The organism is Mycobacterium lacus (genome assembly GCF_010731535.1).
Lineage (GTDB): Bacteria > Actinomycetota > Actinomycetes > Mycobacteriales > Mycobacteriaceae > Mycobacterium > Mycobacterium lacus.
On record NZ_AP022581.1, the window covers coordinates 269,786 to 289,916 of the forward strand.

19 protein-coding genes and 3 pseudogenes are annotated in these 20,131 nt (G+C 65.9%); 9 read left to right on the forward strand and 13 right to left on the reverse strand.

Features of this window, described 5'->3' with window-relative positions:
* Position 1 precedes the first annotated feature (1 nt).
* The 6 genes and pseudogenes from G6N24_RS01285 to merB all read left to right on the forward strand — a co-directional run bounded on the left by G6N24_RS01285 (position 2) and on the right by merB (position 5,086).
* Positions 2-982: an enoyl-CoA hydratase/isomerase family protein gene (locus G6N24_RS01285; protein WP_085156020.1), complete on the forward strand. Its 981-nt coding sequence runs from the start codon at positions 2-4 to the stop codon at positions 980-982.
* On the forward strand, positions 922-3,381 hold the full coding sequence (locus G6N24_RS01290) for a CaiB/BaiF CoA-transferase family protein (RefSeq protein WP_085156017.1): 2,460 nt from the start codon (positions 922-924) through the stop codon (positions 3,379-3,381). The genes G6N24_RS01285 and G6N24_RS01290 overlap by 61 nt, the downstream gene beginning before the upstream one ends.
* A gap of 197 nt (positions 3,382-3,578) precedes the next feature.
* Positions 3,579-3,686: pseudogene (locus G6N24_RS01295) on the forward strand (oxidoreductase); the annotation flags it as partial.
* A gap of 61 nt (positions 3,687-3,747) precedes the next feature.
* Positions 3,748-4,170 (forward strand): MerR family transcriptional regulator, encoded by a 423-nt coding sequence (locus G6N24_RS01300; RefSeq protein WP_085156011.1) that lies wholly within the window; start codon positions 3,748-3,750, stop codon positions 4,168-4,170.
* Positions 4,171-4,175: 5 nt separating this feature from the next.
* Entirely contained in the window at positions 4,176-4,463 is a 288-nt protein-coding gene (locus tag G6N24_RS01305) for a thioredoxin domain-containing protein (protein WP_085156070.1), read from the forward strand.
* Positions 4,460-5,086, forward strand: coding sequence for an organomercurial lyase MerB (gene merB / locus G6N24_RS01310; RefSeq protein ID WP_085156006.1), 627 nt, complete (start codon positions 4,460-4,462; stop codon positions 5,084-5,086). Before G6N24_RS01305 ends, merB begins: the two co-directional genes overlap by 4 nt.
* A 21-nt stretch (positions 5,087-5,107) precedes the next feature.
* On the opposite strand, the gene G6N24_RS01315 is transcribed toward merB, so the two are convergent.
* The 13 genes and pseudogenes from G6N24_RS01315 to G6N24_RS01375 form a co-directional block, all read right to left on the reverse strand.
* Positions 5,108-5,548, reverse strand: a complete 441-nt coding sequence (locus G6N24_RS01315; protein WP_085156003.1) for a DUF5990 family protein — start codon at positions 5,546-5,548, stop codon at positions 5,108-5,110.
* 143 nt (positions 5,549-5,691) lie between these two features.
* Positions 5,692-6,045 (reverse strand): annotated as a pseudogene (locus G6N24_RS01320) (type II toxin-antitoxin system PemK/MazF family toxin); the annotation flags it as partial.
* 226 nt (positions 6,046-6,271) lie between these two features.
* On the reverse strand, positions 6,272-7,078 hold the full coding sequence (locus G6N24_RS01325) for an SDR family NAD(P)-dependent oxidoreductase (RefSeq protein WP_085156000.1): 807 nt from the start codon (positions 7,076-7,078) through the stop codon (positions 6,272-6,274).
* A gap of 11 nt (positions 7,079-7,089) precedes the next feature.
* Positions 7,090-7,929 carry a mycofactocin-coupled SDR family oxidoreductase gene (locus G6N24_RS01330; protein ID WP_085155997.1) on the reverse strand — a complete coding sequence of 280 codons (840 nt, stop codon included), beginning with the start codon at positions 7,927-7,929 and terminating at the stop codon, positions 7,090-7,092.
* 15 nt (positions 7,930-7,944) lie between these two features.
* Entirely contained in the window at positions 7,945-9,144 is a 1,200-nt protein-coding gene (locus tag G6N24_RS01335) for a cytochrome P450 (RefSeq protein ID WP_085156067.1), read from the reverse strand.
* A gap of 199 nt (positions 9,145-9,343) precedes the next feature.
* Positions 9,344-10,003, reverse strand: coding sequence for a TetR/AcrR family transcriptional regulator (locus G6N24_RS01340; RefSeq protein WP_085155994.1), 660 nt, complete (start codon positions 10,001-10,003; stop codon positions 9,344-9,346).
* A gap of 340 nt (positions 10,004-10,343) precedes the next feature.
* The gene (locus G6N24_RS01345; RefSeq protein WP_085156064.1) at positions 10,344-11,111 is read right to left on the reverse strand and encodes an acyl-CoA dehydrogenase family protein; all 768 of its coding nucleotides are present in this window, start codon (positions 11,109-11,111) and stop codon (positions 10,344-10,346) included.
* Between the two features lie 24 nt (positions 11,112-11,135).
* A pseudogene (locus G6N24_RS01350) lies at positions 11,136-12,219 on the reverse strand (acyl-CoA dehydrogenase family protein).
* The gene (locus G6N24_RS01355; protein ID WP_085155991.1) at positions 12,216-12,638 is read right to left on the reverse strand and encodes a nuclear transport factor 2 family protein; all 423 of its coding nucleotides are present in this window, start codon (positions 12,636-12,638) and stop codon (positions 12,216-12,218) included. The pseudogene G6N24_RS01350 and the gene G6N24_RS01355 overlap by 4 nt, the downstream one beginning before the upstream one ends.
* Complete coding sequence (locus tag G6N24_RS01360; RefSeq protein ID WP_085155988.1) at positions 12,619-13,842, reverse strand: metal-dependent hydrolase family protein; 1,224 nt, start codon at positions 13,840-13,842, stop codon at positions 12,619-12,621. Before G6N24_RS01360 ends, G6N24_RS01355 begins: the two co-directional genes overlap by 20 nt.
* Positions 13,843-13,845: 3 nt before the next feature.
* A complete protein-coding gene (locus G6N24_RS01365; RefSeq protein ID WP_085155985.1) occupies positions 13,846-14,169 on the reverse strand; it encodes a hypothetical protein in 324 nt (107 codons plus the stop codon).
* On the reverse strand, positions 14,153-15,430 hold the full coding sequence (locus tag G6N24_RS01370; RefSeq protein ID WP_085155982.1) for an aromatic ring-hydroxylating oxygenase subunit alpha: 1,278 nt from the start codon (positions 15,428-15,430) through the stop codon (positions 14,153-14,155). Before G6N24_RS01370 ends, G6N24_RS01365 begins: the two co-directional genes overlap by 17 nt.
* Positions 15,431-15,434: 4 nt before the next feature.
* Positions 15,435-15,959: a carboxymuconolactone decarboxylase family protein gene (locus G6N24_RS01375; protein WP_085155979.1), complete on the reverse strand. Its 525-nt coding sequence runs from the start codon at positions 15,957-15,959 to the stop codon at positions 15,435-15,437.
* A 312-nt stretch (positions 15,960-16,271) separates the two neighbouring features.
* On the opposite strand from G6N24_RS01375, the gene G6N24_RS01380 reads away from it, so the two are divergent.
* From G6N24_RS01380 to G6N24_RS01390, 3 genes are all read left to right on the forward strand, one after another.
* Positions 16,272-17,570, forward strand: a complete 1,299-nt coding sequence (locus G6N24_RS01380; protein WP_085155976.1) for an amidohydrolase family protein — start codon at positions 16,272-16,274, stop codon at positions 17,568-17,570.
* Between the two features lie 96 nt (positions 17,571-17,666).
* Positions 17,667-18,830, forward strand: a complete 1,164-nt coding sequence (locus G6N24_RS01385; protein ID WP_085155973.1) for an acyl-CoA dehydrogenase family protein — start codon at positions 17,667-17,669, stop codon at positions 18,828-18,830.
* 106 nt (positions 18,831-18,936) lie between these two features.
* On the forward strand, positions 18,937-20,085 hold the full coding sequence (locus tag G6N24_RS01390; protein WP_085156060.1) for a thiolase family protein: 1,149 nt from the start codon (positions 18,937-18,939) through the stop codon (positions 20,083-20,085).
* The last annotated feature ends 46 nt before the right edge of the window (positions 20,086-20,131 follow it).

A 20,131-nucleotide genomic window follows, 5' to 3' on the forward strand; every position in this document is an offset into this window, starting at 1 on the left:
GATGGCCGCCAAATCGGACCCTCCGGCGACGAAGATCGTCCGGTACCACAAGGACACCAAGACCCGCATAGCGACCATCACGTTCGACCGGCCGGGCCATCTCAACGCGCCGACGACCGCCGCCCGGCTGCGTTACGCCGACCTGTTGCACCGCGCCAGCATCGACGACGAGGTCAAGGTGCTGGTCGTCCGCGGGGCCGGTGACGACCTGGGTTCGGGTGCGGATCTCGAGGAATTCATGCGGGCGCAGGATTCGGCGGATCAAGGCGCGCTGCTCGCCGAGTTCCGTGTCGGCGCCGACGAAGTCAGATATCCCCCCGAGGGCTCGTTCCGTCATGGCGGCACCGTCAGCCAGTGGTATGCCAACCCGAACTCCGGGATCCGCGGTCTGCAGGATTTCAAGAAGATCAGCATCGTCGAGGTCAAGGGTTACTGCTACGGTTGGCATTTCTACCAGGCGGCCGACGCGGACTTGGTGATCGCCAGCGACGACGCGCTGTTCGGCCACCCGTCATTCCGCTACTACGGGTGGGGGCCGCGAATGTGGTGGTGGGCACAGACCATGGGCATCCGCAAGTTTCAGGAAATGGTGTTCACCGGGCGTGCCTTCACCGCCGCGGAGATGTACGACTGCAACTTCCTCAACAGCGTGGTTCCCCGCGACCAACTCGAAGCGGAGGTGCAGAAGTATGCGCTGGCCTGCGCGCGCAATCGCCCCACCGACACGGTGTTCATGCAGAAGGTCTTCTTCGAAATCTTCAAGCAGTTCCAGGGCGAGTACATGGGCAGCGTGCTCAGCGGTTTCTTTGAGTCGATGGGGGCCACCATCCGGCCGGATAGCAACGACCTCATGCTCGACGGCGCCATCGAGCAGGGTCTGGGCGACGCGGTCAAGGACAACGACGACAAGTTCCCGCCGGAATGGCGGCTGAGCAAGAGCGGGCGCGGCGACAAGAAGGCCAACCGGAAGCGACAGCGCTAGTGGACCCGCCACTGGCCGGCCTTACGGTGGTCGACCTGTCCACCGGTATAGCGGGCGCCTATTGCACCAAGTTGCTGGCCGACGGGGGTGCCGACGTTATCAAAGTCGAACCGCCGGAAGGTGATCCGCTGCGCCGGTGGTCGGCCTCGGGTGCCACCATCGAACCCGGCAGCGACGGCGCGTTGTTCGGCTTTCTCGCGGGTGGCAAGCACAGCGTCGTCGTCGACCCCGCGGTCGACGACGACATCGAATTGGCCAACGGTTTGCTGGCGGCCGCGGACGCGGTGGTGTGGTCCGCCGGTTCGAAAGCCGCTGAGCACCCGAGCTTTACACCCGCGGCGCTCCTTCGTTCCCATCCTCACCTCATCGTCACCTCGATCACCCCCTTCGGGCTGGAGGGTCCCTGGCGCGACCGCGCCGCGACCGAGTTCACGCTGCAGGCATGGTCGGGCGGAATCGTCGGGCTCGGACGTGGTGAGCCGGACCGGGCGCCGGTGTTCGTCGGCGGGCAGGTCGGAGAGTATCTGGCCGGAGCCTACGCGAGCGTCGCCACCCTGGCGTCGCGCTGTCGGCGGCGCAGCGCAGGCGAACTGGTCGATCTGTCCATGTTGGAAGTCCAGATCCTTTGTCTGACTTATTATCCCGTGACCTACTTCGACATGCTCGGGCGGCCGTGGCGGGACGGCCGGCGTCTCACCGTCCCGGGTGTGGCGCGCGCCAGCGACGGGCTTGTGGACCTCGGCTGCGGGACCGCACAACAGTGGTTCGACCTGTGCGCGATGGTGGGCCACCCGGAGTGGATCGACGAGGAATCGCCGCTGTCGATCACCGAGCAGGCCAGCGTCCACGCTGACGAGATCTATGCGTGGGTCGCGCGCCACTCGGTCGATGAGATCCGGGAAGTCGCGACGGCATTTCGCATCCCCAACGCTCCGGTTGCCAACGGCGCCAACATCGCGTCGCTGGATCACTTCCGGGAACGCGGTTCGTTCGTGTGCAATCCGCGCGACGGATTCCAGCAGCCGGCCCATCCCTACCGACTGCGCCCCGCACGGCTGCGGCGGCCGGGGCCGGCGCCACGGCTGGGCGAGCACACCGCGCGTTACCGCGCTTTCGGTGGGGCTCCCCGGCCGGCGGTGCTGCTGGCCGATCCGGCAAAACCGCTGCCGCTCAGTGGGCTGCGGGTGCTGGACATGACGACGTTCTGGGCGGGCCCGGGGTGCACCCACTTTTTGGCTTTGCTCGGAGCCGAGGTCATCCACGTGGAAGCCACCCGCCGTCCGGACGGTACCCGGCTGATCGCGGGCATCCCGATCACCGAAGACCGGTGGTGGGAGAAGTCGCCGATCTTCGCGGCGCTGAACACCAACAAGAAGGGCCTGACGCTGGACCTGCAAAGCCCACTCGGGCGGGCGTTGCTGCGCCGGCTCGTCGCCACGTGCGACGTCGTCGCGGAGAACTTCACACCGCGGGTGCTCGACCAGATCGGCCTGGATTTCGCGGCGGTGCAGGCGATTCGGCCCGACACGGTCATGCTGCGCATGCCCGGGTTCGGACTGGACGGGCCGTGGCGTGACCACCCGGCATTCGCCTACGTCATCGAGGCCGCGTCGGGCGTGACCTGGCTGACCGGCTATCCCGATCGCCTTCCCTACGAACCGTATTCGGTCGGTGACGCGTGCGCGGGCGTGCATGCGCTCAACGCCCTGTTGCTGGCGCTGGAGCACCGCCGCCGCACCGGCGAGGGCGTGCTGGTGGAGGCGGCGATGGTGGATGCGGCGCTCAACGTCGCCGCCGAGCAGAGCGTCGAGCACTCGGCATACGGCACGTTGCTGCAACGTGCCGGCAACCGCGGACCAACCGCGGCGCCGCAAAATCTCTACCGCACCGCTGATATCGACGAATTCGGTCGCCTCGACAGCTGGGTCGCCGTCGCGGTGGCATCCGACGAGCAGTGGCGGCGGTTGTGCGAGGCGCTCGGATCGCCCTCCTGGGCAACGGATCCGAAGCTTGCCGCCGCGGCGGGCCGGCGACAGCACGAGGACCTGATCGACGGGCAGTTGGCCGCATGGTGCCGGCGGCGCAGCGGCGACGACATCGTCGCCACCCTCTGGGATGCCGGTGTGCCGGTGGCCAAGGTGATGCAGCCGCATCGGCAGGTGGAGCTGGATCAGCTGGCGTCTCGGGGCTTCTTCGAGGTTGTCGATCATCCGGTGACCGGCCCGGCTAGGCTGAGCACCCTGCCGATGAGGTTGTCCGGCGGGCCCCGCCGGTTCCACACCCAGCCCGCACCGCTGCTGGGGCAACACAATTACGAGGTGCTGGCCGAGCTGGGCTTGACCGATTCGCAGATCGCCGAGCTGGAAGCCGACGGCGTCATCGGCCGCACGCAGGCGTGACTTTGGCCGCGAGCAGACGCAGAATCGCACGCGCGCGGCTCGCGCCGTGCGATTCTGCGTCTGCTCGCGGGAGGTAAACCTGGCGATAGTGACTGACGTCCGCGACAGCACCCAGGTCGATGCCGCATTGCGGCTCGGACGCGCTGTACCGCGCCGACCTGCGCCATATCCTGCTGTGCGCCCAGCGCGTCGTGCGGGCCAGCTACCGCACCGGGCAGACGATCCACGTCGACGGCGGAACCCACGGCGCCGGCGGTTGGTATCAGGACCCGCGGACGGGGGAATACCGGCTGGGGCCGAGCTAGCAAGCGAGGCGGACCGTGCCCGCTTGACTCGGTAGTTGGGTACAGGCTTCATGCTGGTGGGGTGAGAACCAGTGAGGTCGCCGCGCAGGCGCAGGTCAACACCCAAACGTTGCGGTATTACGAGCGCCGCGGCCTGCTGCCCGAACCGCAGCGGACCGGCTCGGGTTATCGCGCCTATACCGCCGAGGCGGTCCGGGTGGTTCGTTTCGTCAAGCGCGCCCAGCAACTGGGATTCACGCTCAACGACATCGAGGAGCTACTGCACTTGGCCGAGGGTGGTCCGGCGTCCTGTCAGGAAGCCAAGGTCATGGCGATGGCCCGCATCGCGGACCTGCAGCAGCGTATCGCCCAGCTGGCCGGCATGCGTGATGCACTAACGCGGCTGGTCGACACCTGTGATCAGCCTCGCGGCGAGCGTGACTGCCCGATCCTACGCGAGATCGAAATCGCCGCCACCGCAGCCTCATCCGGGGCCACAGCGTGAGCCGCATGCGTGTTGAACTGCTCACCGCGCCCGGATGCCCCCACGCCAGCGCTGTCAAGCAGATGGTTGTCGACTGTGTGGCCGAACTGGGCGTCGCCGCAAGGATCATCGAGAAGGTCGGCCGGTATCCGTCACCGACGGTGCTCATCAACGGAATTGACGTGATGCGGCCCGAAGCCGTAGCCGGAATCGGCGACGCGTGCCGACTTGACCTGCCCACACTCCAACGGGTCCGCGGCGCGCTGCGCGCCCATCGACCGGATCACACCCGCCGGCAGGAGACCAGACCATGACCGCCGATCGCCGCGCCGCCGCCGACACCCTGCTTGGCCCGCACCACCAGGCCGGCAGGAAGCTGATGCGCGCCGCGGTGCGGCTACTCGCCGACGGTGAACCAATCACGATGAGCCAACTCGCAACCGCCGCCGGTGTCGAGGTCGGCGACCTCACCACGACGCCCGCGGGCCACGACATCGAATACGACGACCAGCACCGCATCATCGGATGGGGCCTGACCCTCAATCCAACCGCGCACGCCTACATCGTCAACGGGCGGCGTCTCTACACGTGGTGCGCGGCCGACACCCTGCTGTTCCCGGCGATCCTGGAAAGTCCGGCGCAAATCGAATCACGCTGTCCGACAACAGGTACCGTCATCAGGCTAACCGTCGACCCGCACGCCGGAGTGAGTGATGTGTCGCCGGTGACGGCGGTGATCTCGATTCCCGGCCCCCAGGAGATGGACATCGCCAGGGTGCGCGCCACCACATGCGACCCCGGCCGTTTCTTCGCGACCGCCGCGGCCGCCCACGGTTGGCTCGCCGCCCACCCCGATGGGACGGTGCTGCCGGTGGCGGATGCGTACCCGCACCTGCGGCCGATTGGCAACCGGCTTCTCGACGCAGACGCGCCATGACCCCGGCGGCAACTGCCCCGGCTACCCTGCCGTCCAGCTGATCAGCGGAGGCCGTACCCGCGCGCACAACGGATGACCCTTCGCGTCGGTGAGACCCAGGCTGCCAACCAACAGCCCAGACGCCGCCGCGGAATCCAGCACGTCGACCGGCACGTCGGCAAGCATGAGCTTTGCGCGCCGAAACATCGTGAAGCGGCCGGCATCATCGACGCTGCCCCAACTCAAGTAGATGAACCGCCCACCTGGTGGGCCCTGAATATAGGGCCCACGCACATCCCCGTCGTTGAGCACACAATCAAGGGTCCACACCGCCGTCGCCGCGTCGCCCGCATGCGGATCCAACAACTCCTCTCGCCGGTCCCTCCGTTGCACTGCGACGTGGATGTTGGAGTAACCGGGAAAGTCACGCCCCGGTCCGCATTCGCGCCCCGGCAGCTGCGTTCCCACAATTCTGATTTGCACACTTCCATCCTGACGCGATGCGGTCGGTCCCGGGTTAACTCTGGCGAGGCAGAACGCATTTTGGCTCGAGCGATTTGGATGCCCAGAATCAGCGCGAGGGCGCGTTCGATTTGCCGCATCGTGTCGGGGGTCAGGGTGCCGAGTCGCTTGCGTAGGTGGGTGCGGGCGATGGCGCGGATCCCGCGGCAGACGGCGACACTTTCGGTTTCGACGCCTTCGGCGGCTGAGATGCATGGCCGCAACGCGTTGTGGGCGAGTGAGCTAGGCGCAGGTACCACGACGATGAGTTCGTCACCGATGCCGGCGAGGATGTCGTCGACGGAGACGACGACCGCAGGGCGGTGTTTGCCGGGTTCGCCGGCGCGGGCGGCGCCGAGGGCGACGAGCCAGAGTTCGCCGCGTTGCGGTTCAGCCAAGGCCGTCGCCAATTGTGGTGTCCCAGTCGCGGTTCTCGTCGCGGACGGCTGACAGCGCCGCCTCGGCGCGGGTGGCCTCACGTTCGGGCGCGGAAGATCGCCTCCTGTTCGGCACGGGTGGCCAGCTCCGTGAGTAGAGCGGCGATGGAGACCCCGCGCTGGCGGGGTTCCGGCTCAGAGTCGCGACCGGCTGGCCGCCCAGGCCCCTGATCATGGTCGTTGGTGTAGACATATTTAGTGGTCTACCTAGTAGACATGAACTAGCGCCGGTAACCTCTAGCGCGCCGAGTCTCACCTAAAAGTCGGGTCAGTACCGCCAGCCCTCGGCGGCCTGGTCGTCGAACGTGCGGTCAATGCGCTCGAACCTGCGGCGGATCGACGCGCGGGCGGCAGCGTGCGGCAGCACATACAGGTGGTTAGCCAAAATCGCGTCGGCTGTCAGGCGTGCCACGTCGTCGACGCCCAGGCCGGCGTCCTGCGCGGGGAGCGGCCCGACCGACGGTCCGTGATCGGTTCCGCGGATTCGTTCCGAGTTGGCGAGCAGTTTGGTTTCAACGACCATCGGACACAGCACCGAGACCCCGACCCCGCGGTCCTTGACCTCGCGGGCCAGGGTTTCCGCGAGGCCGACGACGCCATACTTGGCAACGCCGTATGCGCCGAGTCCGGCATTGGGCACGAGCCCGGCGAAGGACGCGGTAAAAGCGATGTGGCCGCCCCGTTCCAGCAGCCTCGGCAAGAACGCTTCGACGGCGTGGATCGAGCCCCACAGGTCGATATCGATCACCCATCGCCAGTCGTCGTGCGTCATTTCCACAAGAGGACCCGCCACGACAATGCCGGCGTTGCTGAATACGACGTCGATGCGGCCCAGCAGGCGGAAAGCCTCGTCCGCGAGGTGACGGACCTCGTCCAGATGGCGAACGTCGCACATCACGCCGTGGGCCTCGAGCCCCTCGGAACGTAGCCCGGCGACGGCCTGTTCCAGCCCGGGCTCGTCGATGTCGGCAAGCACGACTTTGGCTCCGCGGCGGGCGAATTCGGTGGCGGTGGCCAAACCGATGCCGCTCGCGCCGCCGGTAATCACCGCCCCCCGGCCCTCGAATCCGTCCATGGGACGGAACCCTATTTCAGGCAGCCACCCGCGTCGACGGGGAGGGTTACCCCGGTGATGTACCGGGATTCGTCGGAGGCCAGGAACAGCACGGCATTGCTGATGTCCTTGGCTTCGACCCACGGAATCGGCAGCGTGTGGAACATCTGACAGATCGCGGCCATGTCGTCGGGACCGGGATTCTTTAGATCCGGGCGGAACAGCTTCCAGGTCCCCTCGTTCATGATCATCGGGGTGCTGACATGGGTGGGGTGCACGGAGTTGACCCGAATCATGTGCTTCCCCAACTCGACCGCGAAGGAGCGCATGATGCCCACCACGCCGTGTTTGGCCGCGACGTAGCTACCGCAGTGGGGGTAGGCCTTCAGCCCACCGACCGAGCTGGTCAAGATGGCCGAACCGCCGTTGCCGGTCGTGATCAGGTGTGGCACACCGGCTTTCACGGTCTTCCACACACCTGACAGGTTTACGTCGATCATTTCCTGCCAGTCGTGTTCGGTGGTCTTGTCCAAGGTGTCGCCGCCGTTGCCGATGCCGGCGTTGGCCACGATGATGTCCAGCCGGCCCAACTGCTCGACACCGGTATCCACCGCGGCTTTCAGCGCGTCGTAATCGCGCACGTCGACCTCGGCCGTGAAGATCCTGCGGTTATGGCCCTTGACGAGATCGGCGGTCCGCGCCAGATCCTCGGGCGTCGACGCCGGGATGGTGGTGTTCTCGACGATCGGCTTACAGACGTCGATGGCGATGATGTCGGCGCCCTCCTGCGCCAACCGCACCGCGTGGCTGCGGCCCTGACCGCGCGCCGCCCCGGTGATAAAGGCGACCTTGCCATCTACGCGTCCCGTCATGAATAACTCAACTCCTCAGCTCACAACGGCCGGCATCGTCTCCCAGCCGCGCACGGTGGATGTCGGGGAAAGCTTGGCCTCGGCAAGGTCGACGTCCCAGTCGGGGAAACGCTTGAGGATCTCCTCGAGCGCGATCCGCCCCTCGAGGCGGGCCAGCGCCGAGCCGAGGCAGTAGTGGGTGCCGACACTGAACGTCAGATGCTGGTGCGCCTCGCGGAAGATGTCGAAAACGTCGCCGTCCGGCGGGAATTGGCGATGATCGTGGTTCGCCGCCCCGATGAGCATCATCATCACGCTGCCCGCGGGCACCCGCTGGCCGTAGTACTCGACATCACGGGTGACATAGCGCGCCACGTGCGGCGCGGGCGGCTCGTAGCGCAGCAGTTCCTCGACGGCCTGCGCGATCAACGACGGGTCCTCGACCAGCTTGCGACGCTGGTCGGGATGCTCGGCCAACAGCTTGCCGGCCCAGCCGATGAGTCGGGTGGTGGTCTCGTTGCCGGCCCCGGACACGACGCTGACGTAGGTGAGGAGTTCGTCGCGGGTGAGCCGGCGAACGGTTCCCGTCTCGTCCTCGAACTCGACGTTGAGCAGTTCGGTCATGATGTCGTCGGAGGGATGTTCGGTGCGCCAGTCGATGTATTGGCCAAAGAACTCGCCACTGGCCATGCCCTGCGCGATGGCCATCGGCTTACCGGCCTCGGTGCGCATCTGCGCGTTGGCGAGATCGCGCGCGGCTTCTTGGTCTTCCTCGGGCACACCCAGCAGCATGCCGATCACCCGCATCGGCATCGGCGCGCCAAGGTCGGCGACGAAGTCGAACCGGTCGCTGCCGACCAGCGGATCCAAACTCCGAGCACAGAATTCGCGGATCTTGGGTTGCAGGTCGTTGATCTTGCGCGGTGTGAACATGCGAGACAACAGCTTGCGATGGACGTCGTGGATCGGCGGATCTTCGAAGATGAGCACGCCCGGCGGCATCTCGATATCCGCGCGGATGACCTCGAGTATCGCGCCGCGGGCCGAGCTGAAGGTCTGGTGATCGACGATCGCGTGGTCGACGTCGGCAAACCGGCTCAGCGCGTAGAAGTCGTGCTGCTCGTTGTAGTACAGCGGCGCCTCCTCGCGGAGCCGCCGGAACATCGGGTAGGGGTCGGCGTTGAGTTCCACGTCATACGGATCGAAGTGGACGTCGCTGGCCGCGCGGATTGTCAACGGTGGTCGCCTCTCGCCGGAACCGCGCTCACCCCGTTCCCCCGGCGAGCGCGAATCGTGTCGCATCTGAACTCTGTCATCACCCACCAACGAGTGTCAACGCCGAATCCGTTTTAGCCAATTTGTGTTTGCAAATATCGAGAATACTGTTCTCACCAATGCAGCCACGGGCGATATTCGCTCCGGTCACAAGCGGTTCTCAGCCGCTCGCGCGCGCGAATCCGCGTGAGCAGAAGTCCCACACCTCGTCGGCGGTGATGGGATGGATTGTCGCGTCGTCGGGGGCGCCGCTGGACTGCGCGATGAACATGACCGTCTGCATCGTCATGGCGGCCACCCGCTTGGGGTTGATACCGGCGCGCAGCTCGCCGGCGTCACCGGCGGCTTCCATCAATTCGGTGAGCAACGCCAGCAGGGGCGCGTGGGCGACCTTGACCTCGGCCGGGTGCGTGACCAGCAGCCGCGGCGCAAAGTCGGTGAACAGCGGCCGCTTGGCCGTCGGGTCCGGCCGTGAGGCCTCATACAACAGCTCGACGGCGACCTTCAGCCGTTCCAGCGGATCGGAGTGGCTTTCCGTGGCGGCGCGGATCTGGTCGGCCGATCGGCTCAGCGCGTCTTCGAACAGCGCGAGCAGGAGCTCATGCTTGCCGTCGAATTGCAGGTAGAAGCTTCGCAGCGACTGGCGTGACCGGTCCACGACCTCCTGGACGGTAAAGTCCGTGCTGCCCTTTTCGATGATGATCGCCTGTGCCGCATCCAGGAAGCGTTGAACGCGCTGTGCCGCCCGCAGTTTCGCGGTTTTGATGGAGCGTTCGACGGCGCGCTGCTTCCAGGCCGGCTCTTCGCTGGGGTTGGTCATCGACGGCCCGGTCGATTGCCGCGAGGGGAGAACATGATTTGACTGTACCGGAGAACGTCGTGGCATTGCTGCGTTCGCCCCCCTTACGGACGACGTGTTGGAGATCGTAGCTTTCCCATGACGAGAATAGTATTCTCTTATATGCCCGTATGGAAGCCGATTGCGAAGAGTTACGCCACGAGGAGTTCGGCGGAGGTGCGGCTGTTGGGCTCCGCGGCGCCGGCCCGGGCGGACCGCGGGGAAGAGGATGCTTGCGCGAGTGTGAATCTGGCGACGGTTCGTCGGGGGCGTGTCGCGTCGCTGAATTCACAGTGGGCTGACTCACTGCGCCGATGGCCAGCTAGAGATTCGCCAGCCGCGGCGCAGATCCGTTGGCAACCACGGTGGCTCCCGCCTCGCGCGTCAGTTCGCGCGCGCTGCCCAGTAGTCCGTCCAGGATCAAGACCCGCTTGACGTGATGATGCAACCGGTGTTCGGCGGTGAAGCCGATGCCACCGAGCACCTGCTGGCAGTGACGCGCGGTGGTCAGCGCCGCCTGGCCGGCGGCGGCCTTGGCCAGCAGACAAGCGAATTCATCGGATTCGTCGGTTTGTCGCAGCGTCGCCTCGGCGCCTTCGATGGCGACGAGCGTTTCGGCCAACCGGTGCCGGACTGCCTGGAACGATGCGATCGGTCGGCCGAACTGAACACGGTCCAGGGCGTGCTGGCGTGCCAGTGACAGCATCGCGCGGCCGGTGCCGACCAGCCACCAGCCCAAAGCGCGCCTTCCGGCAGCGAACGGCACCGGATCGCCTGCTGGCACACGGTGTATCGGGAGTTCGGGGTCAAGCGCCGACGCGGGCTCACCGGCGCGTTCCCAGACCACCCACGAGCCGCCCGCAAACGGCAGTGGCAAGGCACCGCCGCCCGCACGCCCGGCCGCCCGCAGCACGACGTCGTTGAGGATGGGCGCATGCGCGCCGGTCTCGCCAAGCAGCCGGAACACCAACGGAATTGCGATGTCCGGGATTTCAGCGAGCATGTCGAGCCAGCCGAGGTCGGCCAATGCCGCGTCGAGCTTGGCGCCCGATGCGGCGATCATCGTCGTTCGCACTGCGACGGCCAGCATGCGCTGCGCCTCAGGGTCCACGCCTCACTCCCTCCCGAGGTCGAGCAGCCGGCGCGCGATGATATTGCGCTGAATCTCGGCGGTACCGCCGTAGATGGTCGCCGCGCGCGAGTAGAGGTACTCCGAGCGCCACGGTGGGTCTTCGAGTTCGAGCGCCCCCGGCAGCAGGTCGCGGACGGTGTCGTAGAGCCGTTGCTCGGCGGTGGCCAGCAGCACCTTGTCGATCGAGGTCTCCGGCCCGAGCCGCTCTCCGTCGGAAAACCGGTGCTGGGTGGCTCGTGACCGGCAGCGCACCGTGTGCAACGCGAGATAGGCTGCGCCCAAGGCGGATTCGTCGAGATCCTGCGCTTCGGCGATGAGTGCGTCGAATCGCGAGTAAAGGTAGGCGATGCGCTGCCACAAGCAGGTGGAGCGTTCGTAGGGCAGCAGGTCCATCGCGAGCCGCCAGCCGTCGCCCGGCCGGCCCAGCATCCGGCTCGCCGGAATAACCACATCGTCGTAGTACACCTCACAGAATTCGTCGACCCCGTGCATGGTCCGCAGCGGCCGAATCGTGATGCCCGGTGAGTCCAAGTCGACGAAGAAGGCGGTGAGTCCGTCATGCCCCGGTGCGGGTGAGCAGGACGCACCGGGTGGAGAACTGCGCGAAGCTCGTCCAGACCTTCTGACCGTTGACGATCCAGTCCTCTCCCCGGGGTGTGGCGCGGGTGGTCAGTGACGCCAGGTCGCTACCGGAGCCCGGTTCGGAAAAGCCTTGACACCACCGCTCGCGGCCGGACAGCAGTCGCGGCACCATTTCCGCGGCGAGTTCCGCAGGGGCGTAATCGATCATCGTGGGTGCCAGCACCTCGACCATCGAATACGGGCCGGGTTCGGCGAGACGGCGGCCCACCACCTCCTCGCCGACGATCGAGCGAAGCACCGCAGCCCCACCCAATCCGCCGACCTCGACGGGCCAGCCGTACCGCATCCAGTCGGCGTCATACAGGGCCCGGTGGACGCGGGCGAGTTGCCGCATCTGGCCTTGCAGCGAGCGATCGGATCCGGGTGTGAGATCGTGGTCGTCGAGCCACGCGCGCAGATCCGCCCGGAACTGCGCGATGTTCACGGGGCCGGACGGCCGACGGTGTGTGGGCGCCCGGAGTCGTGCACGCCGCTGCGGCGAATGAACGTCATGGCACGGGTCTTCAGCCGCCATCCGTCGGGGGTGCGGGAGTAGGTGTCGCGGTAATACCCGATCCGCATGTCGTGAGTTGCGTGTTCGATGAAGCACAACGGCTGCGTCCCGCTGGCCGAATCGCCGTCGAGCTCCACTGCCGCGGTCCCGGTGAGAAACAAGCCCTTTGGGGCGGCGGCCACCAACTCGGGAAACCGGTCCAACCGGTACGTGTCGCCGAACGCGCTGTAGGTTCCGTCGGGCGTGAAGACGTCCAGCAGTCCGTCGATGTCCCCTTGGGTGATGGTGACCGCGTAGCGCGCGAGCAGCTGCTGGATCTCGACCAAGTCGTCAGTTCTGGTTGTTGGCATAGACCTTGCCGCCTTTCATGACGAAGCTGACGCTGCGGGTAACGGCGATGTCTTCCAACGGGTTTCCCGGGACCGCGATGATATCGGCGAGCTGGCCCGGTGCCAGCCGGCCGCGGTCGGTGGCGTTGATGAGCTCGGCGGCGGTCAATGTGGCCGCCCGCAACACCGCCGACGGCGGCAGGCCCCAATCGACAAGGGTGACAAGCTCGTCGGCGTTTTGGCCGTGCGGGATCGCGGGCGCGTCGGTGCCGACCGCGATCTTCACGCCGGCTTCGTAGGCCGCCAGTATCGATGTGCGCGCCATCGGGAACATCTCGGCGGCCTTGGCCCGTAGTTCGGGCGGGGCGTGCGAGACGTCCATGGCATCGCCGTCGGCCAGCCGCCGGGTGGTGACCAGGAAGGTGCCATGCTCGACCATCGTCGCGATCGCGGCGTCGTCGATCAGGAAGCCGTGCTCGATGCAGTCGATACCGGCCGCGACCGCATGCCTGACCGCATCGGCGCCGTGTGTGTGCGCGGCCACGCGCAGCCCCCGCCGGTGCGCCTCGTCGACGATCGCGCGCAGCTCCTCGTCCGAATAGTGCTGCGCGCCAGGCGGACCCGTCAGCGACATCACCCCGCCCGAGCAGCACACCTTGATCAGCTCCGCGCCGTGCTTGATCTGGTAGCGCACCGCCTTGCGGATCTCGTCGACTCCGTTGGCGATGCCTTCCTCTACCGTCAGATCCAGCACGTGCGGCGCGAAGGCGGCGAACATCGTCGGGTCCAGATGCCCACCGGTGGGCGTGATCGCGTGCCCGGCCGGCACCACCCGCGGCCCGTCGATCCAGCCGACGTCAATCGCCCTGCCCAGCGCGACATCGAGCAGATACCCACCGGTCTTGACGAACAGACCGAGGTTGCGCACGGTGGTGAACCCGGCGCGCAGCGTCCGGCGCGCATTGCCGACCGCACGCAACACCCGCGTCGGCGGGTCGTCGGTGACCTGGGACAGCCCGGGTTTCTCCCCGCGCCCGCCCATCAGGAGGTTGACCTCCATGTCCATCAGCCCGGGCAGCAGGATCGCCTCGCCGAGATCGACGATGTCGCCGTCCGGCGAGCCGCCTATGCCGGCGATCCGGTCGCCGTCCACCCGCAGCACCCCGGGCCGGACGATCTCACCGGCGTCGACGTCGAGCAGCCCAGCGGCCTTGAGCGTCAACACCGTTCAGATCACCGGTTCCCTGACGCAGTCCAGGTAGGTGGCCCCGCTGTCGGGCACCTTCGGCTGCTTCCAGGCCTCGATGGGGAACGACACGGTGATGAGGGACTGCATCATGTGCATGAGTGTCCGCGCGTCTTCGGGCAGGTTGTCCATCGGAAACTTGTCGCAGTAGGCGATCACGTCGTTCACGCGGGGGAACGCGGCGTCGTAAAAGGCCTGCATCTCGGTCATCGACGAGGCCAGCCGTTTGGCGTAGCGCTCGGGTTCGGTGGCGAGGTCCCAATCCCGGTAGGGCTCAAGATCCTCGAATTCAGCGGGCAGCGCCATTGTTGCTGTACTCCTTGACGTAGTCCCCGGCCACCTTGTGCAGGCTGCGCAACAGGATTTCTTGATCGCAGAGCGGGAAGTCGCGGACCACCTTGGTGCCGATCATGGTTTGCGTGGCTTCCAAGGTGTTGGCGTCCTGCAGCGCATACTCTTTGAACGTCACCGCGGCCAGCTCCTGGGCCAATCGCTCGCGGGCGTTCTTGGGTGGCACGAAGTACAGGGTCCCCTCGAAGATGTGCTTGTCGACGGCGGTCGGCCAGTAGTGGTAGGTGAGATACCAGCCGGGTGCCCAGATCAGCAGCATGAAGTTGGGGAAGAAGTGGAACGAATCTATGCCCCATTGTTTGGCTTTCGCCGGGTTGACGCCGGGCGGCAGCGGATCAAGGCCCTCGATGTCGGGCCGTTCCCATGGCCCGAACAGTCCGCTGCGCAGCACCCGGTCCATCGGCTTCACCATGTTCAGGTCCGCGGGCGGTGACTGACCTCCCCATACCGAGATCATCCCGTGCGGGCTCGCCACCTCGTAGTGCAGCGCCTCGAAGCCGTACTTCAAGATCTTGGCGGCTTCTTCCTTCGTGTACTGGCCCTGGTGCAGCACGGGAGCGTGGTAGAACTCGGCGAAGGCATCGATGAACAGCTTCCAGTTGCTGCCGACCTCGGCCTTGTACGAGTACACCTCGGTCATCTCGTGGAAGGGGTATCCCTCGATGCCCTTGGCCAGTGGTCCGAGGTAATCGGCGAGCGGCTTTGCGTGCTGGTCGAGGTTGACGAAGATGAACCCCTCCCAGACCTCGCAGCGCACCGGCACGAGTCCGTACCGGCTCTTGTCGACGTCGAAAAACTCATCCTCCTGCTGGATGAAGGTCAATTCCCCGTCGAGGCTGTAGCGCCAGGCGTGGTACTTGCAGGTGAACTGCCGGCAGGTGCCCGAGGTCTCCTCATGCGGATAGTCGTTCCACACCAGCTTGTTTCCGCGGTGGCGACAGAGATTGTGAAAGGCCTTGACGGACCCGTCCTTGGTCTTGACGACGATCACCGACATGCCACGGCCGGCGGAGGGAAGCTCCTTGGTGAAATAGCTGCCGGTGCGCGGTAGCCGCTCGACCCGACCAACGTTGAGCCACGTGCGCTTGAAGATCGCCTCACGCTCGGTTTCGAAGAATGCAGGATCAACCGAGTCGGTGTAGTCGACCGGTGCGGTGCCCAGTTCGGGATAATTTTGCGTCCAGCTTCCCGCGGCTGGTTTCGCGAAGTGGGGCAAGGATCTACCTTTCTACCTCGACACCGAAGGTGTTGAAGGCCATGGCCAGTAGCGCGTAGCAGCCGACGGTAAAGACGTAATCCATGCGTTGGCGGTCGTCTAAGCGTTCGCCGAGGGCTGCCCAGCTCTCGGCGGACAACCGGGATTTCTCGTCGAGCTCGTCGACCCCGGCAAGCACGGCGCGCTCGAACTCGTCGGCCGCCTCACCCCGGCGAACCGCGGCTATCTCGTCATCGGCGATTCCGGCTTTGGTGGCCAGGGCCACGTGATGGGTCCACTCGTAGGTGCAATCTCGACGATGCGCGATGCGCAGGATGGCGAGCTCGCGAACCCGGGGCGGCAGCGTGGATCCGAACAAGAGGTGGATGTTGAAGCCGAGGAAGGCCTTGGCCAGCGCGGGGTGACGGGCGAACGTCGCGAGCGCGTTGCCCGCATCGCGCGGATTGCGGCGCTCCGGGGGCAGCATGTCGGCCAACGATCGCCGCACGGCCTCGTCCCACTGATCGGCAGGCAGCGGCTGCAGGCGCATCCGGCCAGCTCCTCTCGACCAAAGAGAATTAGATTCTCATTTCTAACTAATAGACTTGCACGATCGGGCCTGCCGGTCAATGCTCGCCGGTGGGGTCCGCCGAGCTGGCTGCGGCCCGGTGGCGCCGGGTTGCCCGATGCCGCTCCGAAGGGCGCAATTTGCCTAGTCGTTGCGCGCGGACCGAGCCGCGCACGCTCGCTGGATGTTGATTCTCACTTGGCGAGAAGATAGTTTTCAGTAGCAGGGAGGTTGGCGTATGCGGCGGGGGCGTACTCAATGAACCCGATGGACTCAATGGAGAGGAAGCCGGCCATGAACAAAGAGGACATGATCCTGATCAGCGTCGACGACCATACCGTCGAACCGCCGAACATGTTCAAGAACCACCTGTCGTCGAAGTATCTGGACGACGCGCCCCGGTTGGTGCACAACCCCGACGGCTCGGACATGTGGAAGTTCCGCGACACCGTCATTCCGAACGTGGCGCTCAACGCGGTGGCTGGCCGGCCCAAGGAGGAGTACGGGATCGAGCCCACGGGTCTGGACGAGATCCGGCCGGGCTGCTACAACGTCGACGAGCGCGTCAAGGACATGAACGCCGGCGGCATCCTGGCCTCGATCTGCTTCCCCTCGTTCCCGGGCTTTGCCGGGCGCCTGTTCGCGACCGATGATCCCGACTTCTCGGTGGCCCTGGTGCAGGCCTACAACGACTGGCACATCGACGAGTGGTGCGGGGCGTATCCGGCGCGGTTCATCCCGATGGCGATACCGGTAATCTGGGACGCCGAGGCGTGCGCCGCCGAGGTGCGGCGGGTCGCGAAGAAGGGTGTGCACGCGCTGACCTTCACCGAGAACCCGGCCGCGATGGGATACCCCAGCTTCCACAACGAGTACTGGAATCCGCTGTGGAAAGCGTTGTGCGACACCAACACCGTGATGAATATCCACATTGGATCCTCGGGGCGGCTCGCGATCACCGCGCCCGATGCGCCGATGGACGTGATGATCACGCTGCAGCCGATGAACATCGTGCAGGCCGCCGCGGACCTACTTTGGTCGCGGCCGATCAAGGAGTATCCGGACCTCAAGATCGCGTTGTCGGAGGGTGGGACCGGATGGATTCCCTACTTCCTGGAGCGCGCCGACCGGACCTACGAGATGCACTCGACGTGGACGCATCAGAACTTCGGCGACAAGCTGCCGTCCGACGTGTTCCGCGAGCACTTCCTGACCTGCTTCATCAGCGACAAGGTGGGTGTGGCGCTGCGCAACATGATCGGCATCGACAACATCTGCTGGGAGGCCGACTACCCGCACAGCGACTCCATGTGGCCGGGCGCGCCCGAGGAGCTATGGGACGTCCTGTCGGTGAACAACGTGCCAGACGACGAGATCAACAAGATGACACACGAGAACGCGATGCGCTGGTACTCGTTCGACCCGTTCACCCACATCACGCGGGAGCAAGCGACCGTCGGCGCACTGCGCAAGGCGGCCGAGGGTCACGACGTGTCGATTCGGGCGCTGAGCCACCACAAGGACGAGCGTGCGGGTTCGTCGTTCGCGGAGTTTGCCGCCAGCGCGAAAGAGCTGACCGGCAACCAGGATTGAGGGCGCCGGTTGCCTCGTGAGCAGACACAGAATCGCATTGTTGGGGCAGCAATCGTGCGATTCTGCGTCTGCTCGCGCTCAGGAAAGGCGCGGTGAATGGATTTTGAGCTGACCGAAGACCAGGAGCTGATTCGCCGCTCGGTCGCGGAGTTGGTGCGTAAGTTCGACGACCACTACTGGATGGAAAAGGATGAGGCGCACGAGTTTCCGGCCGAGTTCTACCGCGCCATAGCCGACGGCGGCTGGCTGGGGATGACGATTCCAACCGAGTACGGCGGCCATGGCCTGGGCATCACCGAAGCAACGATCCTGCTCGAGGAGGTCGCCAAGTCCGGTGGCGCCATGAATGCCGCCAGCTCCATCCACCTGTCGATCTTCGGTATGCATCCCGTGGTGGTGCACGGCTCCGAGGAACTCAAGGCGCGCACGTTGCCGTCCGTCGCGACCGGTGAGGTGCATGTCTGCTTCGGCGTCACCGAACCCGGTGCGGGGCTTGACACGTCGCGCATCACCACCTTCGCCAAACGCGACGGCGGTCGCTATGTGGTCAACGGCCGCAAGATATGGATTTCCAAGGCGATGGAGTCCGACAAGATACTGCTGCTGACCCGCACAAAGTCGTACGACGAAACCAAGAAGACCGACGGCATGACGCTGTTTCTCACCGACCTTGACCGCAGTCGCATCGACATCCGTCCCATCCGCAAGATGGGACGCAACGCCGTGAGCTCCAACGAGCTGTTCATCGACAACTTGGAGATTCCCGTCGAGGACCGAATCGGCGAGGAAGGCAAGGGATTCCAGTACATCCTGGATGGACTGAACCCGGAGCGGATGCTGATCGCGGCCGAAGCGTTAGGGATCGGCAGGGTGGCACTGGACAAGGCGGTGAAATACGCCAACGAACGCGAGGTCTTCGGCCGGCCGATCGGCATGAACCAGGGCATCCAGTTCCCGCTCGCCGACTCGCTGGCCCGGCTGGACGCCGCCGAGCTGATGCTGCGCAAGGCGACGTGGCTCTACGACAACGGCAAACCCTGTGGGCGTGAAGCGAATACGGCCAAGTACCTGTGCGCCGATGCCGGCTTTGCCGCCGCGGACCGGGCCTTGCAAACCCTCGGCGGCATGGGCTACGCGGAGGAATACCACGTCGCGCGCTACTTCCGTGAGTCCCGGCTGATGAAGATCGCGCCGATCAGCCAGGAGATGATCCTCAACTTCCTGGGGACCCATGCCCTGAAGCTGCCCCGGAGCTACTGAGGCCTCACGTCGACGTGTGCTCACGGCGAATTTTTTTCGCACCCACTACACGTTGGGCGATTATGGGGTGGCGGAACGGGGCCGGTACCGAGATAGGAGCGGATCAATGCGTGAAGCAGTCATCGTGGAGGCGGTGCGAACCGCGGTCGGGAAGCGCAACGGCGGATTGTCCGGCATGCACGCCGCCGACCTGTCCGCGGTCGTCCTCAACGAACTGCTGGAACGCACTGGTATCAGCCCCGGGATCGTCGACGACGTGATCTGGGGATGCGTGTCCCAGGTCGGCGATCAGTCCAGCAACATCGGCCGCTACGCGGTCCTGGCCGCGGGGTGGCCGGAGAGCATCCCAGGAACCACGGTCAACCGAGCGTGCGGTTCCAGCCAGCAGGCTCTGGACTTTGCGGTGCACGCGGTGATGTCGGGCCAACAGGACGTCGTGGTGGCCGGTGGTGTCGAAGTCATGAGCCGCGTTCCACTCGGTGCGGCCCGGGCGACCGGGATGCCCTACGGGCCGAAAGTCCTTGCCCGCTATGGTGATTTCTCGTTCAATCAGGGACTGTCGGCGGAGATGATCGCCAAGAAATGGGGGTTCTCGCGCGACCAGCTCGACGAATACTCCGTTCGGTCCCATGAGCTGGCCGCCGCGGCGCAGGACCGCGGAGCCTTCATCGGCCAGATCCTGCCGGTTTTTGTCGACGGAGGGACGGTCGTCAACGCTGACGAGGGGGTGCGGCGCGGGACCAGCGTCGAGAAACTGGCAACCCTCAAGCCCGCGTTCGTCGCCGACGGTCTCATCCACGCGGGCAACTCGTCGCAAATCTCCGATGGCGCCGCCGCGTTGCTGGTGACCACCTCGGCGATGGCTTTGGAGCTGGGGTTGACGCCGATGGTGCGCTACCGCGCGGGCGCGGTCACCGGGGCCGATCCGGTGCTCATGCTGACCGGCCCGATTCCGGCCACCGAGAAGGTGCTCCGCAAGGCCGGCGTCGCCCTGGACGAGGTTGGCGTCTTCGAGGTGAACGAAGCCTTTGCGCCGGTGCCATTGGCATGGCTCGCGGAAACCGGAGCCGATCCGCGTCGGCTCAATCCACTGGGCGGCGCCATCGCGCTGGGGCATCCACTCGGGGCATCGGGTGCGGTGCTGATGACGCGCATGGTGCACCACATGCGCGACAACGGGATTCGCTACGGGCTGCAAACCATGTGCGAAGGTGGCGGCACCGCCAACGCCACCCTGCTCGAGCTGGTGCACTAACCCAGTGCGCGCGCGTTCGCTCTTGTGAGCGTAGGCGAACCAACCT